General features: G+C 27.1%; 14 protein-coding genes. All 14 read right to left on the reverse strand.

Annotation, left to right across the window (positions count from 1 at the left end; translation table 4 throughout):
• Positions 1-32: 32 nt before the first annotated feature.
• The gene (gene pyrE, locus QPK10_RS00695) at positions 33-653 is read right to left on the reverse strand and encodes an orotate phosphoribosyltransferase (RefSeq protein WP_368486130.1); all 621 of its coding nucleotides are present in this window, start codon (positions 651-653) and stop codon (positions 33-35) included.
• Positions 654-1,355, reverse strand: a complete 702-nt coding sequence (pyrF, locus tag QPK10_RS00700) for an orotidine-5'-phosphate decarboxylase (protein WP_368486131.1) — start codon at positions 1,353-1,355, stop codon at positions 654-656.
• A 9-nt stretch (positions 1,356-1,364) separates the two neighbouring features.
• Complete coding sequence (locus QPK10_RS00705; protein WP_368486132.1) at positions 1,365-2,276, reverse strand: dihydroorotate dehydrogenase; 912 nt, start codon at positions 2,274-2,276, stop codon at positions 1,365-1,367.
• 10 nt (positions 2,277-2,286) lie between these two features.
• On the reverse strand, positions 2,287-3,048 hold the full coding sequence (locus QPK10_RS00710) for a dihydroorotate dehydrogenase electron transfer subunit (protein WP_368486133.1): 762 nt from the start codon (positions 3,046-3,048) through the stop codon (positions 2,287-2,289).
• Positions 3,049-4,311: a dihydroorotase gene (locus tag QPK10_RS00715; protein ID WP_368486134.1), complete on the reverse strand. Its 1,263-nt coding sequence runs from the start codon at positions 4,309-4,311 to the stop codon at positions 3,049-3,051.
• Between the two features lie 4 nt (positions 4,312-4,315).
• Positions 4,316-5,200, reverse strand: coding sequence for an aspartate carbamoyltransferase catalytic subunit (locus tag QPK10_RS00720; RefSeq protein WP_368486135.1), 885 nt, complete (start codon positions 5,198-5,200; stop codon positions 4,316-4,318).
• 68 nt (positions 5,201-5,268) lie between these two features.
• Positions 5,269-5,397, reverse strand: coding sequence for a hypothetical protein (locus tag QPK10_RS00725; protein ID WP_257787437.1), 129 nt, complete (start codon positions 5,395-5,397; stop codon positions 5,269-5,271).
• A gap of 87 nt (positions 5,398-5,484) precedes the next feature.
• Complete coding sequence (locus tag QPK10_RS00730; protein ID WP_368486136.1) at positions 5,485-6,264, reverse strand: ribosome-inactivating family protein; 780 nt, start codon at positions 6,262-6,264, stop codon at positions 5,485-5,487.
• A 195-nt stretch (positions 6,265-6,459) separates the two neighbouring features.
• Positions 6,460-8,238, reverse strand: a complete 1,779-nt coding sequence (locus tag QPK10_RS00735; protein WP_368486137.1) for a lipoprotein — start codon at positions 8,236-8,238, stop codon at positions 6,460-6,462.
• Between the two features lie 18 nt (positions 8,239-8,256).
• Positions 8,257-9,165: an ABC transporter ATP-binding protein gene (locus tag QPK10_RS00740; RefSeq protein ID WP_368486138.1), complete on the reverse strand. Its 909-nt coding sequence runs from the start codon at positions 9,163-9,165 to the stop codon at positions 8,257-8,259.
• A 14-nt stretch (positions 9,166-9,179) separates the two neighbouring features.
• Entirely contained in the window at positions 9,180-10,907 is a 1,728-nt protein-coding gene (locus tag QPK10_RS00745; RefSeq protein ID WP_368486139.1) for an ABC transporter permease, read from the reverse strand.
• An 87-nt stretch (positions 10,908-10,994) separates the two neighbouring features.
• Positions 10,995-12,800 carry a hypothetical protein gene (locus tag QPK10_RS00750; protein ID WP_368486140.1) on the reverse strand — a complete coding sequence of 602 codons (1,806 nt, stop codon included), beginning with the start codon at positions 12,798-12,800 and terminating at the stop codon, positions 10,995-10,997.
• A 45-nt stretch (positions 12,801-12,845) separates the two neighbouring features.
• Positions 12,846-14,588 (reverse strand): lipoprotein, encoded by a 1,743-nt coding sequence (locus tag QPK10_RS00755; RefSeq protein ID WP_368486141.1) that lies wholly within the window; start codon positions 14,586-14,588, stop codon positions 12,846-12,848.
• 709 nt (positions 14,589-15,297) lie between these two features.
• Positions 15,298-17,016 (reverse strand): hypothetical protein, encoded by a 1,719-nt coding sequence (locus tag QPK10_RS00760; RefSeq protein WP_368486142.1) that lies wholly within the window; start codon positions 17,014-17,016, stop codon positions 15,298-15,300.
• Positions 17,017-17,023: the final 7 nt, after the last annotated feature.

Raw genomic sequence — 17,023 nt, forward strand, 5'->3', positions numbered from 1 at the left:
TTATTAAAAAATGTTAGGAATCCTAACATTTTTTATTTATTATTTAACTCTTCTTTAAAATTAAGAACAATTTTTTGGTCATCGAATGTTAATAAATTATGATCAGGGTTTACTAATTCATCTAAATCGGTTAACGCATAATAGTTAAGATTCATCTTTTTAAAATTATTAAGGGCGTTTGGAAGTTGATAACTAAAAATTGCTAACACACCAAGAACCTTAACCCCAACTGATTGTAAAGAAGCGGCAACATCTAATACTGAACCACCAGTTGAAATTAGATCTTCAATAACAATTACCTGGTCACCCGCTTGATAAACCCCTTCAATTTGGTTTTGTTTACCATGGTCTTTTTTACTACCCCGCACATATCCCATTGGTAATTGCATTAAATTAGCCACTAGCATCGCATGGGGAATCCCGGCCGTTGCTGTTCCAAAAATTGTGGTCACTTTGTCATCACCAAATTTTTCGTGAATAAGATTAACAAATTCCTTGGCAATAGCTGTTCGTAAATCAGGATAACTCATAATTAAGCGATTATCAATATAGATTGGGGATTTAATCCCACTTGCTCAAGTGTATAATTCAGTTGTGTTAATATTAATTGCTTTAATTGCCATTAATTTTTGTAAAATTTCTTTTTTAGTCATTTATTTACTTTTCCTTTCCTGGTTAAATTCTTCGTAAATTTGATGATAAGTTTGGTAGGGATCACTTGCCTGGGTAATTGCCCGGCCTACTACTAAATAATCTGCTTGGTACTCGCGTGCCATGGTAGGCGATGCCACTCGCTTTTGATCAGTTGGAGTTGGTGATAATTGAATCCCAGGGGTAATTGTTTTTAACTGCGGGTATTGGGCTTTTATTTGTTGGGCTTCTAATGGTGAGCAAATAACCCCATAATAATTAGCATCAACCGCAAGTTTTGCAAAGTTAAGAACTAAAGCTTCAGAAGTTAAACTATCAGATAAAAACATTTTTTGCAAATCTGAATTATCTAAACTAGTTAACACAGTAACTCCTAATAATTTAATATTATGTTGTGTGGCCAAATCACTAGTTAATTGTAAAGTTTCTTTCCCACTGGCCAAATGAATTGTTAACATATCAATTTGGTATTGGCTTAATGATTGTAAGGCTTTTTTAACCGTAATGGGAATATCATGGAGTTTTAAATCTAAAAAAATTTGATGGCCTTGTTGTTTTAATTCATTAATGATTTCTAAACCTTCACTGTAAATTAACTCCATTCCTAATTTTAAAAATAATTTTTCAGATTTAAAATTATTTAAAAAAGTAGTTAGTTCTTGTTTATTATTAAAATCACAAGCAATAATAATATTATTTTTCATCTTTACCTCCTAACGGTGCGCAGCACCGACAATTTCACTAATATTCTTTAAATTATTTTCTTGACAATATTTTTCTAACCCCGCCTTAATTTCTAACACTAATAAAGGATTATTGAAAAGACCAGTCCCTACGGCAATAACTGCTGCGCCAGCCATTAAAAATTCAAGGGCATCATCAGCCGAACTGATCCCACCCATTCCAATTATTGGAATTTTAACAGCCGAATAAACTTCATACACCATCCGTACCGCAATCGGTTTGATACAGTCACCAGATAACCCACCAATTTTATTGGCGAGAACTGGTTTTTTAGTTTGTAAATCAATTTTCATTGCCGGAATGGTATTAATCAGTGACAAACCATCAGCTTGTTCTTCTTCACACACCTTAGCAAATTGCTTAATATCAGTAACATTCGGAGATAGTTTTACAATTAGTTTTTTCTTTGTTAAAGCACCCCGAACTACGCGGACTACTTTTCTTGTTAAATCAAGGTTAGTTCCAAATAAGATTCCCCCTTCTTTAACATTAGGACAAGAAATGTTTAGTTCTGCAATATGGACTTCGGGAAGTTCATTAATTAACTTTGCAATTGCTATGTATTCTTCAATTGTTTTCCCATTAATGTTTACTATAATAGGAATCGTAAAGTTCTTAAAGGTTGGAATAATATTTGTTTTAAAATAATCAAAGCCAGGATTTTCCAAGCCAATTGAATTGATTAAACCATTTTTTACTTCGGCTAACCGAATTTGGGGATTCCCACTCCGTGGTTCTAAGGTGATTCCCTTAGTTGTTAACATCCCTAATTCATTGGGATCAAAATAATCTTGGTAGCATTCCCCATAACCAAATGTTCCAGAAGCAGTTGTAATCGGTGCTGTTATTTCATATCCTAAAAAATTTGTTTTTAATGTCATTTGTTTCCTCCTAAAATACCCGTTGGATAACTGGACCGTCAGTACATACTCTTTTATTAACACCATCAATGTTCTTAGTGCAGCCCATACATGCGCCAGTTCCACAAGCCATATGGTTTTCATAAGAAATTTGATAAGTAATTTGTTCAGCCTCTGCAATAGCTTTTATTTTCTCCATCATAATTTCCGGGCCACAAGTAATAATTAAATCAACCTTATTTTTTTGTAAATATTGTTGTAAACTGATAACAACATTTTGAGGTTGTCCTAAAGAACCATCATCAGTATTTAAAAGATAATCTTTTTTAATAAAATGTTCTAAAATTCTCAGTCCGTTTTTATTGCGGGCACCAAAAATTCCCTGAAAATTAATTTGCTGTGCATCTAGCTGATCAATTAGTTCTTTTAAGGGAGCAATCCCAATTCCCCCACCAATGACTAGCACATTATGATAAGGTGGAGAAATTATAAATCCTGATCCTAACGGTCCTTGCATTTTAATTTGTTGACCAGGTTTCCAATGCTTGCTCATATAAAGAGTTCCTAGTCCCTTAACTTCATAATAAATCTTGACAGTTTGTGCTGCTTTATCAATATCAAAGAAGCTAAATGGTCGTTTTAAATACTGGTCCGGGGAAGTTTCAACTAGGACAAACTGACCGGGTTTGGCGGTGGTGCTAATTAAAGGAGCCTTAAAAGTGGCTAAATATAAATTATCAGCAATTTGTTCATTATTTAATAAAGTAACAGTTTCAACTACTTGGGATTTCATTTATTCTTCTCCTTCTAAATGGTAAATGGTACCTTGGTAAATATTCATAATTGGTCAACCAACTAGTGGTTGGTTTAAAAAAGGGGTATTTTTTGATTTTGATTTTAATAACTCTGGACTAACAACTTGTTCTTTTGCCAGATTAATTACTACAAAATTAGCCAGGTTGCCAACAACTAATTCAACGGGGGGATGGTTAATCAGTTTTTGAGGATTAGTGGTTAAACACTTAATAATTGTTTTTAATGGCACTTGCTGAGTTTTAACTAATTTTGTGTATAAAGTGGGAAATGCTAATTGTAGTCCGATAATTCCCATTGCTCCTGTTTTAAAATCAGTCTTTTCAGATTGGTGGTGGGGAGCATGGTCTGTTGCAATAACATCAATAAGTCCTTCATTTAAAGCAGTAATTAAACTTTGCTGGTCTTGTTGGGAATTTAATGGGGGGTTCATTTTATAATTAGCATCATTGGGAATTGCATCTTCATAACTCAGTGTTAAATGGTGAGGTGTTACTTCACAAGTAATTAACTTATTTTTTTGCTTAGCTTGGCGGAGCAATTCAATACTTTCCTTAGTTGAGACATGACACAAATGATAAGGTAATTGGTGTTTAATCACAAAATCTAAATCTTTAATTAAGGGTAAGTATTCATAACTGTTATCCAATCCCGGCAAATTAAATTGTTTTGCTAGATTATGGTTTAAAATAACTTCGGTGGTTAAATTAACACGACTATCAACATGCAAGGATACCAGCTGTTGATGTTGATGAGCAAAGGTTAGTACTTCTTTTAAAATTTGGTGGTTGACTAGATAATTACCATCATCACTATAACCAATAACTCTATCATTAACTGCTAATAAATCAACCAGTTCCTGCCCTGCTATACCTTTGGTAATTGCCGAAAATAATTGCAAATTAATAGGTTGTGCTTTTAATTTGGATTCTAAACTTTTAATAATCTCAATATTATCAATTGTTGGGGTAGTATTTGCCATTAAACAAACAGTTTGGTATCCCCCATATAAACCACTAAGAGCACCCGTATGTAGATCTTCTTTATGAGTTTGTCCTGGTTCACGAAAATGGGCATGTAGGTCAATAAAACTTGGGGTAATAATCATATCCTTTGTTAATTTAATTTCAGTTCCTAGAACTTCTGGGCCAATGTTAATAATTTTATTATCTTCAATACTAATATTTGTTGGAACAAACTCATTTTCTAAGTATAGATATCCCCCACTAAATGTATAAATCATTTTTTTAGGACTCTCCTGCTAAAACATTATTTAAAAGAGCCATTCGCACATAAACCCCATTATGCATTTGTTTAAAAATTCGGGATTGGGCACATTCGACAACTTCATCATCAATTTCAATTCCGCGGTTAAAAGGGGCCGGGTGCATAATAATTGCGTGGGGTGGCATCTGGGCGACTAACTCGTGGGTTAACTTATAATTTCGTAAATAATCTAAGTGGTAATGTTCATCATCCGCAAACCGTTCAAATTGGTATCTTAATAACATTACAATATCCATAGTTGGCAGCGCTGTTTTTAAATCTACTTTTTCAACCCCAGGAATTTCTAATTCATTAATACATGAAATATAAACTTTCATTCCTAACTTTTGCATTATTTTAATATTTGTTTTTGCTACTCGGGAATATTTAATATCCCCAACAATCACAATTTTTAATCCAGCAAAAGTTCCAAACTCTTCTTTGATTGTTAAGAGATCTAATAAACTTTGGGTTGGGTGGTTTCCCGAACCATCACCACCATTTAGAATTGGGACATTAATTTTACCAACAAGTTGGTCATAATAATTGTTTTCACGATGGCGAATAACTAAGGCATCAACCCCCAACGCTTCAAAAGTCTTAACAGTGTCATACAAGGTTTCCCCTTTTTTAGTCGCACTATATGCCTCATTAAAATTCAAAGTTTTACATCCTAACCGGTGGGCAGCCATATCAAAAGAATAATGGGTTCTGGTTGAAGGTTCAAAGAATAAGTTAGCAATTACTTTTTGTTGTTGATAATCAACTGTTTTTTGATTATTTTTAAATTTTAAAGCATCATCTAATAGTTCATTAACATCACTAGCTGTTCAGTTGTCTAAGTTTAAAATACTTTTGTTTTTCATTATTTTATACCTCACTTTTCTTACCTTTATTTGACATAAAAAAAACTTACCTAACTAATTAGAAAAGTCTAAATAGTTAAGTAAGTAATAAAATTATTAGGAGAGAATAAATAAGTTAATGATTGGAAAAAACCAACATAATTTCGAAATCTTTTATTTTTCAGTTCTCAAACAGTAGTTGTTTTTCTTCTTTTCATTTATTATCACCTTGCTATAAATAATACCAAAATCTAAAAATTTGTCAAAGAAAATTGCTAAAAATTTTTAAATGGATAGTTATTTTATTATGATTCTTTAGTTAAAACATTAAGATAATTTAAAGCATTATTTTTATTCCCAGCAATATAATCTTTACTTCATTGTGATCAATTCATTAAATAATCATCTTTAATTGTAAATCAATTAAGTGTTTGGTGCTGATTAATAATGGCATCCAAATCATATAAAACATTGGCAAAGCGGAATGCTTCTGCCGTTAATAAAATTGCATTAATTAAACTTTCACGAACAACTAGTTCAGAAAATTGGGCTGGAGTTTGCAGATTAGTAATCATCTTATTAAAACCATTATAAGTTAATTTAACTTCACTTAAACCAGCGGTTAATGATCGATAATCACCATTATAATTTAATGATAGGTTATCTTTGGCCCCAGGATAAGTCTTATAATCAGCTTTGGTAAAATAATGGTAAATATTATTTTTGTCAAGAAAACCTTGAATATATAAACGATATGATTCTAACACTAAAGTAACAGATTCTGTTCCCATTGTTAGGGTCACATCAAAGGGGTGTTTTGTTTGATAATTTGGATTCATAACATATATTATTTCATCCGTTAAAATATTATGATCATTATTTTTATTTTTAAGATAAATATTGTCTTGATAAAATTGATGGTTTAATTCTAACATTTTAGGAACTGAATAATTTGATAAATTAATGTCATAATTACGATATTCTTTATTAATAACACTATGATAAGAATAATGATTCAGTAAGGGACTAATAATATTTGTTGTTCCCATTACTAAAGAACTTAAAATAATTAATAAATTTTTCATATAAATATTCTCCTATTAAATCATAATTATTATCTAAAATTTTATTAGATAATTAATTTTATTATAACTATAAATTATGTAATGTAAATATTTAAAATAATAACGAATATCAAAATCATACTCCTTTTAAACCATCTAAATCCTTAAATAAATTAGGAACAATAAAATGATAAAAAGTTGCTCAAAGCAACCTTTTTATCATTTTAATAAATCATCAATATTTTTAAAGGGCAAGGCATCAGTTGCAATTGATGGTCAAATATCTTCTTTAAATATTAATCTTGCTATTCTCAACGATGATACCATACTACTATTAGTTATAGTTGGAAAAATATCTAATTTATAGCCATGGAAATTAAATCAGAGGTTTCCATATCATTGATCCATTTTTCTTTCAAAATACCATTGTTTATTTGAATCATCAAAACCATTTGCTAACTTAAATTCTTGATTGACTTTATCAGGAAATTCTATTCACATTCTATCAGTTTCTCAATTAAAATCAGTAAGGGTATCACCTAAAACCCTCACTCCTTGTTCAAATTCTTTAAACACATTTGAATAAATTTTAAGAATATCATTGATATGTAAATTATCCTTGTGGGCTTTGATTTCTTCATATAAACTTTTATTATTTATAAAATTATTTTTAAAACTAAAGTCAATATCTTGACCTCCTGCACTAACAAGTTTACCTAAAAATGATTGAGTTAAAAACACTCCCGCAACTTCAACAAAATAATTTCAATCAAATTCACGAGTTAATGTTTTTTTGATAATTAGTTGTGTTGAAATCTGTTCTAAAGCCATTCCTTTAAAGTTTCAATTAGTTAATGTGAAATTCCCAAACCCAAAAACACGTTCAGCTTCAGCAATTTTTTGTTCTCCTAAAAATTGTTCTAAATCAGCTTTGAATGTTGTTTCTAGTTTTGTAAAATATTTTGTTAATGGTTGTGTAACATATTCTTTTTCTTTTCATCCAACTCGATTAAATTTAAAATATTCATTTTCTCATTCTCCGTTATTGCCTGATTGTATAGTAGTATTACCAAATTGTTTAGTTAAATTAGTTGTATAACTATTTATTGTTAATTCATCACTAAATCCTTGCATAATAGTTCCTTTTAAAATATTATAAACATTATTATTTAAAAACTGATTATCAGCATTTAAATCTTGATGATCTAATTTTTTAAATTCTTTAAATTTATTAGCATCTAGCTTAGTAAAGTCAACTTCTTGAATTGTTGTTTTTAAGTATTCAGATAAAGCATTTGATACAATTTTAATTAACTGTCCTAAAGCGGCTAAGTTATATGAAATATAAATATTATAATGATCAATGTTCAAGTTAATCGACTCAGCTTTCCCATCTTTCATGTATTGTAATTTTAAATGTAAGCTTCCTTCAACACGATAGACCTCTGTCAATTGTTCTGCAAGCCCTTCTTTTTCAATTTCTGCTTTCACAGCCGCATTATGAACCCCAATTGCATCGACAACAGACTGAGCATCAAATGCTTGTTTTGTTAATACAGAATTTTTAATATCAAAGTTTAAAATATTATTGACATCAATTTTATCAAATAAAACTGAATATTGTTTATTAGTTGCTAAAGTATCATTAATACTTTGCACAATGGGTTTTAAACCATTAAAAATTTTATTGTTAACATCAATGTTATTAATTTCTTGACCAGCAGTAAGTTTACCTAAAATATTAGCAAAATCTGATGGTTTCATTCCACCAGCTAATTGTGACATTGAGAATAAATTTTTGCGGTCATTAATAGTATGTCCAAATTGATTTGTAATATCATTTTGAACTGTTGATAATAATTGTTCTATTTTTTGATTATCATTTGGATTTTGAGCATTGTTATCATCTTTGCTACTAGAATGACAAGCAATTACATTACTTGCCCCAGTTGCTACTAAACCAATAGCTCCTAAAATACTTAGTAATTTTTTCATTTTTACATATCTCCTTATTTATTGTTTTGAATGGTACAATTTATTTTGCATGTATTCCAAAGTTAATTCGTAATCCTTGACACTTAAAATTATGACCTTATTAAAAATAGCAAAATTAAATAATCTATTAAGTTCAAGAACATGGTTAACGCGTAAAATAATTTCTTTTGCTAAGTTGTTATAAAAATAAGATATTCTTCGATGTTTTAAATAACGTACAATTAAACGATTATTATTTGTTTTTAAAACAAAAATCTTATTAACATTAAATGGCCCCATTAACCCTGTATAAATTAATTTTCCATAACTTATTATTGTACATTCATCAATTAAATCTTTAACTTCATTTAATAAATGCGTTGAAAAGAAAACTGTTTTACCTCGACGTTTTAGTTCTAATAAAAAATTATTTAAAAATTTTCGATTCTTAGAGTCTAAGTTTGCTCCCGGCTCATCTAAAATAACAATATCGGGATCATGAACAATGGCTTGAATTAACATTAACCGATTTTTCATTCCACTAGAGAACGAGGTTACTTTTTTCTTATAATCTTTTCATAAATCAAAAATAATCATTAGTTCTTTTACTCTTGCTTTAGCATCCCGGGAACTTAAACCAGCAGTTTTTGCTAATGATAATAAATATTCAAAAGCACTAATACCACTTGGAAAATGCTCTAAATTTAAACAAAAACCAATATTAAAATTTGCTTTTACACTGCCAGCTTTATAACCATTGACACGAATACTACCCTCATATTTTTTTAAAGCACCAATAATGGATTTCATAATGACACTTTTGCCACTTCCGGAAGGACCAATAATCGCATGAATTTTACCGGGATTAACAACAAAGTTAATATCCTTAATAGTAAAATTTTTAAATTTCTTAACATAATCTTTAACAATAATTGAATGATTATCCATAGAGAACCCCTCCTTTAATTTGAAATATTTTTACGAGTAATAATCATAAAAGCGCCAATGGTTAATAACCCTGCTAAAATAAGATAAACAATTTCAATCAAATAATCATCTTGAAACGGATGTAAATGTTCAACATCAAGTTGATTTTTATTGTTTAGAATTAATTCAAAGTCTTGATAACTAATTAACATATTATTTTGATTATCAAAATCTGGGGAAAAATTACTAAACGGATAAAACCAAAAATTACCATAATAACCAACCATTGAACTTCAAATACGATTTCAATGTTCAATTACATTAAAATAACTAATCGCTTGGTAGATGCCAATAATACTTTGATATTTTTTAAAACTTTCATCAAGACTAACTTGACTTGTTTTAAAAGTGTTATAGTCATAAACAGCATTATAAATAATGTCTTCTAAGTTTCGAATAATAAAATATAACGGATTATTATAAACTTTTAAAAATTCGCGCTGCAATTCAGCATTAAAACGATAAACTGTTGAACCACTCATGAAACTTTTATAAATTTCATTATAAACTTCACCATTAATTTTATTGCTATCAAAAGTAGAGCCATCATCCAGCTTTAATACTAATGAACTATCATTATAAGTTAATAATCCACAACATTTTGGTGCTTCTAAATCAATAAATTGATTTAAAGTATATGTTGTTTCATAATAATCAGCAATTTCTAATAATTCTTTAATATATACGGATGATGAACGTGATTGTTGCAAACTCGTTAAATCTTTAAAATAATTATCAAAACTTAAATCAATTTCAACACCATTCATAATATCAGGATTATCTTTTCAATAATTCACAATACCTTTTAAAACAAAATCCTTACTTTCGGTTAAACCTAATGATCGGTATAAATCAATTCTTTTCATTGTTACATCTTCAGCAGCAGGATTTTGCAACTCAGCATCACTTAATGAGTTATAAAAATCATAAATTTTCTTGGTAATATTTGGGTATTTCATCTGCTTAGTATCTAAATAATTTTTAAAATTAATAATTTCTTTAACTTGAGAAATTGTTTTTAACCCTTTTCCTTCAAAATTAATTGTTATTCAATTAGTTTTTTCCTTAAATAATGAATAAGGTAAACCTCCTAATAAAAAGAGACTACAAAAAATTGTTAAAATTAAGAAAACAATTTGGGAAGATAAAAAGGCTGTTAAAAAAGCTGTTCCGCTCATCACAATAAACCCAAACATTAAAGAATAAATAATTAATTCTTTTATAATATGCAAAAAATAATTAAAATAATGAGAATAATTAATACTATTAATAATAAATCCAACTAATGCACTAGCGCCACAATTAACTAAAATAAAGATAATTACAACAAAAAAAACACTAATTAATTGTCATAAAATAATTGAAAATCGTGAATAAGGTTTAGTAATTAGTAATAAAAAGGAATTATCCTCAAATTGGTTACTAAATAACTTAATCGTACAAATAACAGTTAATAATAAAAGTAACAGGTTTGTAAAAATTAGCACTAAATATTGGTAATTTACTAAAAAACTACTACCATCTTTTGCACTTAAGAAAAATACCATTGTACAAACAATCATAACGGTTAATGATAAAAGAAAAAAAACTCATAATGTTATTAAGTGACTTAATTTCATTAATGAAAAATTAAAAATCGCAAACATCCTTTTTTTTCGATGAAGTTTTTTAAAAGCTACAACACTTGTTGGACTATTATTCATTATTATTCCTTTCTTTAAATTAATGTTTTTGCTTATTTTAGCAATTAAAATAACTTTGCTCCCCCCACACCACCCTTAATAAATTTTTTAAATTCTAATTAAATCATCAATTGTTCAAGAATTATCAAGTTGTAAAAAACCTAATTTTCTCCAATAATCATTACTAAACTTAAAGTTAACTGTAATTGGCTTAAAACTTAAATCTGTTCTGTAAAAATGTAAGAAGTATCCATTTACTTTAACTCCTAGTGAATACGAATATGGTAAATATATATTTTTAAAAACTATCTGATGATTATCTTGATCAATTTCATATTTTAAATCTTTATAATCATCATCTTGATAACCTAAAAATTGAATTTTTCCACCAAGATCAGAATTAATCACAATGTTAGTGTTGCCAACCTTTATACCTGTTTTATAAGCTGTAAAAGTATTATTATAGATACTTAATAAATTATTAAATGCATATAAACCTAATCGACTAGGAAGTTGTTCAAAAAGTGATAAATTATTCAATAAATTATCTTTTAAATAAAAATTAATCGCTTGATCAGGTTGATAGTCAAACATCTGGTTAAAATAGTCCTTATTAAAATAATCCAAAATTATTTCAATAAAATAATTACTACTTAATTCCCGACTCGCTGCTTTTTTCAAAACTAGATTAATTGCAATAGTTCCTAGGTTAAATCCTTCAAATTCTAAACTATTAAAGAAGAACTGCCCGATCGCATAAATTCGATTATTATCTGGAATATTATTAAAATCAATATTATAACTATTTTTTAAAAATTTAGTTATTCGATTAATAAAATTAATTTCTTCAACCTGGCAGAGATGTTGTCATTCACTTTTAATGGTAGTTGGCCAGCCGTTTTTAATGGTTGTTAAATTAACATCTTTGAAAGAATAACCTCTTTCTTTCAAAAACTCATCATCTAATTCAAAATGATAATCATTAACTTTAAAATTTTCTAACCCTTCAAATAGTTTTTCATGTAAAACTTGAAAAATATTATTACTTAAAAATGCTTGATCTTGGTCGGAAAAATTATCATGGTTAAGTTTTTTAAATTCTTGGTACTTATCATCTAAATTAGCTAAGTCAATTTCTGTTGCATTATAAGAAAAATAATCTTGTAATGCTACAATGATAAATTCACGTAGTTGTTTAAAATCATCTAAATTATTTGCAGAAAAATATAAATTTAAATTATCATAATTAATATCCATTGTTTCTAAATGACCATCTTTAAAATAATTTAACTGTAACTTTAAAGAACATAACACCCGATAAATATCGTATAACCTATCTGATCCAAACTTATCTAATTCTTGTTGAATTGCTGCTAACACGGTTTGGTTCTTAATTTTCCCTAAGGCCTGAATAACCCCATTAAAATCAAATGGCATTAAATTAAAAGTTGTGCGATCAAAATTAACTGTTAATATATTATTACTTTCAATATTATTAAATAATGCTAAATATTTTTTATTCGTTGATAATTCATAATTAATTTTTTTAATAATTGGCGTTAACAAATTAAAAATTAATTTTTTCTTATTTTGTTCTTGAATTTCAACAGCATGGTTAGGATTTTTAGTAGTTAAATCTTCTAAAAATTGCTTAAATTCTCAATAAGGTACCTCTGGGGTTCCCACATTTGCTAGTCTAAATAAATTTTGGCTTTCATTAACAACTGCACCTAAATTATTAGTAATATCATTCGAAATCATTACTAATAAATCTTCTAATTCATCTGTTTTGTCATCAGGAACGATCGAATTATCTTTTGGTTCATTAGTTTGATAAATATGACAAGCACTAATACTAGTTGTCCCCGCCCCTAATAAAGTAACTGTTCCTAAAATAGATAATAATTTTTTCATTTTAATATGTCCCTCTTTTTTTAATTTAAATTGTGTTGTTAACTTTTAGGCAATTAATTCTTCAATTGTTGCAATTTGTAAATTACTAACTAACATATTTGATCAGTTTTCTTTTGCAAACATAAAACTAATTTGCTTAATTTGATTTGGGTCATTGCCAATGAATGGATAAAGTTTTAAACAATAACCATTTATTCTAAACACTAAATTTTCAGCAGCCTTGTTATACATTAGTTGATAACTAATCAGATGATTTGTATCATCAAAAGTAGGTCCTGCTAAATTATTAACTGTTGGAAGTGGCAATTCTAAGTTCATTAACCCGCCCTCAGAAAAATCAATCAGTTCGCTGCCAAGTGTAACTCCTGATTCGTAATGAATAAAAACATTTCGATAAATACTTAATAAATTATTAAAAGTTAATTTGCCTTTAATATTGCTTAGCTCAGTATAAACTGATTTTTTATCTAATAAATCATCTTTAATATTAAAAATTAATTGATCAGTGCTAAAACTAAACATTTTATTTCCTAAAAAATTCTGTGCTAAAAAATCAGCTGCCACTTTGGCAAAATAACCCCAACTTTTTTCTCTTGTTCAGGTTTTTTTAATTATCAAGTTAGTTTCAACTTGCTCTAATGCTAAATCTTTAAACTGCCAATTATTTAAGGAAAATTTACCATATCCAAAAATACGATTAGCATCTAAAACCTGTTGTCCTTCGGGAACATTTTTCAGAAAACTTTGCAAATTATTCATAAAATCTGTCTCTTGTTTAGTTAAAGTATTAGAAAGTGATGAATAAAGTTCTGGTGTTGTTAATGATGATAAATTATTTAAATTATAATTACTACTATCATCAAGTGTATTACTTCCAAATTCATTGTTTAAAATAGTGTTATAACTGTTTATTTTTAAATTTTTAAAGTCATGAAAAATAGTATTTTTTAAAATATTGAAAACATTTGTATTTAAAAAATTAGGGTCACTTGTTAAAGAAGCTTTATCTAATTTTAAAAATTCTTGATATTGTTTTGCATCTAATTTAGTGAAATCAATTTCTTGAATTGAATTAGCAATAAATTTTGATAAATTATCAGAAGCAATTGTAATTAACTGACTAAGGGCAGCAATATTGTACACAATATAAAGATTAAAATTATTAAGACTTAAATCTAAAGTTTCTAATTTTCCTTCTTTTTGATAACTCAATTTTAAGTTTAATTTAACTTCTAAATGGTAAACATCTTTTAAAGCATCCTGGTTAATATTTTTTAATGCTTCTTTTAATGTATCATTACCACTTTCTCCTAAAGCATCAATAATCCCTTGTCCATCAAAATTTTGTTTTGTTAAAGTAGAAGTTTCAGTATTTAAAGTTAAAATATTTTTTGATGGCAAGTTATCAAATAACACACTAAATTCTTTATTAGCAATTAAAGTTGTACTAATATCTTGAACAATATTATTTAAATTATTAAAAATAGTTTTCTTAACTTTTTGATCAGTAACTTCCTTACCAACATCAGTATTTTTAATTATGTCAACAATATTACCACCCGTTATTTCAGAATTACTAAGAGTACTAGCTGTAATTAAATTCTTACGTTCATTAACAGTTTTGCCAAAAGAACTAACAACTTGATTTTGTAACTTTGTTAAGAGTTCCTCAAAATTAACTTGTTGTTTTTCAACATCAGAATGATGTGATCCTCCACAAGCAATAATATTAGTAGTTACCGAAGAACTTAAACAAATTACCCCTAAAAATGACAACAATTTCTTCATTTATTCTTATATCCTCTCTTTATTTAGTCTTAAAATTACAAAACTAAAAAATAACATTTGCTTTATCTTAAATGTTTTTTACATACCCTTTTTTGAGATTAGACACCTAAAAATTCACAGTCCCGCTATTCTCACATCTAATCCTATTAAAAAAAAAGCAATAGTTTTCACATTTATGAAAATAAACGTTATTGAAAAAAAATAGCTCTTTAAGTCATTTAAACTTATTTTATTATTTATTGAATATTTCAAATTTATGAAAATTTTATATATTTTTAATTAATTTTATGAAAATGATTAATTAAATTATGTTTAATAATTTTTTTGTTCAAATATTGATGTTTTTCTATTTTCATCAATAAATTTACATCAACATCACTAATTAATAATTCAATTTTTGTGAATTGATTTTCCTTTACATTGTGGTAAATAAATACCATTTTTCATTTAACTTTTTTAAATTTATTATTTGATATATTAATTAAAGTTATTTGATCGTAATTTTTAACTTTCTTTTGAATTAATTCTGCTAAAATAATCAAATCATTTTTACTTAAATTATCAATTTCCTTTTTAATTTCCTTTAGTTACATAACTTTCATCTCAATATCTATTTAACTAATGGATATTAATTTTCTTTTTTTATTTTCACGAAATTAATTAAAAATATGAAATTTTAAAATAAAAAAAGCATTTATAAAATGCTTTTTTAAACAAGATCTTTTTTATAAAATATCAAATATGTCAAACCTCATAGACAACAAATAAGAACCAAATAAACTCCAGTTAAAACTCCATAATTAATATTCCTTGTTAAAACAAACGGATTTGTTATTAAAAAGGTTCGAACTAAACGATTATTATTAACATCATTTTTTTGAACTTCTATATAATTGAAATAATTATTATTAGGAATATGAACATCACCTAAACTATAAAAAGTAGTTGTGAAGTTACTCTGATTCTCAACATTCATAAAGGGTGTTAAAAGTTTATACGGATGATAAAATAAATTAAAATAATTAGTATATTTGATAACATCATTATAATAATAAACCTTATGAATTAAATTTTGATCTTGGACAGTAATTACCTGGTGATAATATTCATTTAATAAAACAATTAAATCTGTAAAAATCCCAAGAGAACCTGTTAAACTAAAATCATTAAGAGAAACATTGTTAATTAAATAACTTAGATTGTTTAACTGAACATTAGCTTGGTTGGCTGCTAAAGATCAAAATGTCAAATTATAGTTAGAACTAGGTTTCACTACCTCAAGAAACTTAACAATATTTTTATTTAAGAATTTTTTTTGCTGTAAATTATCGAATGTTAACATTCGGCTTAATAAATTTTTAATTGCCAGATCAGGCATTTTGGTAATTAGTGACTGATAATTATTATAAAGTTGACTAATATTTACCAGTCCAACATGATCAGATAATACGCCTAGATTTAAATTTGTTATTAAAGTTTGAATAAGATGATTATTACTATGTAAGAAATTTGCAGTTAGACTGGAAGAAATAACTAATTTTTGTTGTTGCATAATCGTAACAATATTTTGACAACCATTGAGGCTTTGAGAACTAGCACATTGGGTTATTAAATTATTAAAATCTTCTGGAGAATTATTAACTAAAAATTGGATCTTAGTAAATAATAATGGATTCTGAAAATAAGGGAAATCATACATCGGAGTAAAAAGATCACTAGTAAAATTTAATTCCCTAATAAACTTTGCAAAATAACTCCCATACTGCTGTTCAAAAGTTGTTTTAGTTTTCTGATCTTGTAATAATTTTGAAACAATTCCCGCATCATTAAGGGGGGTTGTTACAAAAACACAACATATTATATTACCAATTGTAATAAAAAAATTAATAAGGAAAAATAATAAAATAATTATGCGGGGGGAAAATAAATAACTAAAGAAAATAGTTAAACTAAAAAAAGTAATGATTAAAATTATACTAAATAAGATAGAACCATAAAAACGATTAAAATAATAGTTACTATAATTAATATTAATAAGATAACCAAATAATAAAGGGATAATTATACTTATAATAATCGTCAAAAAAGTAATGATAAAAATGGCACTAAATTTAGAAAGAAAAATATTTAGTCGGGAATATCGCATTGTTGAAGTTGTTAAATAACTAGTATTATCAGTTATATCATCTTGAAAAAAATTAATGCTTTTCATCACTACAAAAAAACCAGTAAAAACAAGAAAACTTAAATAATAAATAAAATATCCCAGGGCAACTGCATCACTAAAATTTAAACTATTTTTTGCCACCAGAGCAAAAATAACTAAGGTAAAAATTAGATTAATAGCAATCTGAAAAAAAAGATAAATTTTTGTAACAAAACTTTTAAATAATAACCAACAATAAACTTTAAAAAGTTGTAATTTCATCTGAAAT

The sequence above is a fragment of the Spiroplasma sp. DGKH1 genome (assembly GCF_040940205.1).
Taxonomy (GTDB): Bacteria; Bacillota_I; Bacilli_A; order Mycoplasmatales; family Mycoplasmataceae; genus Spiroplasma.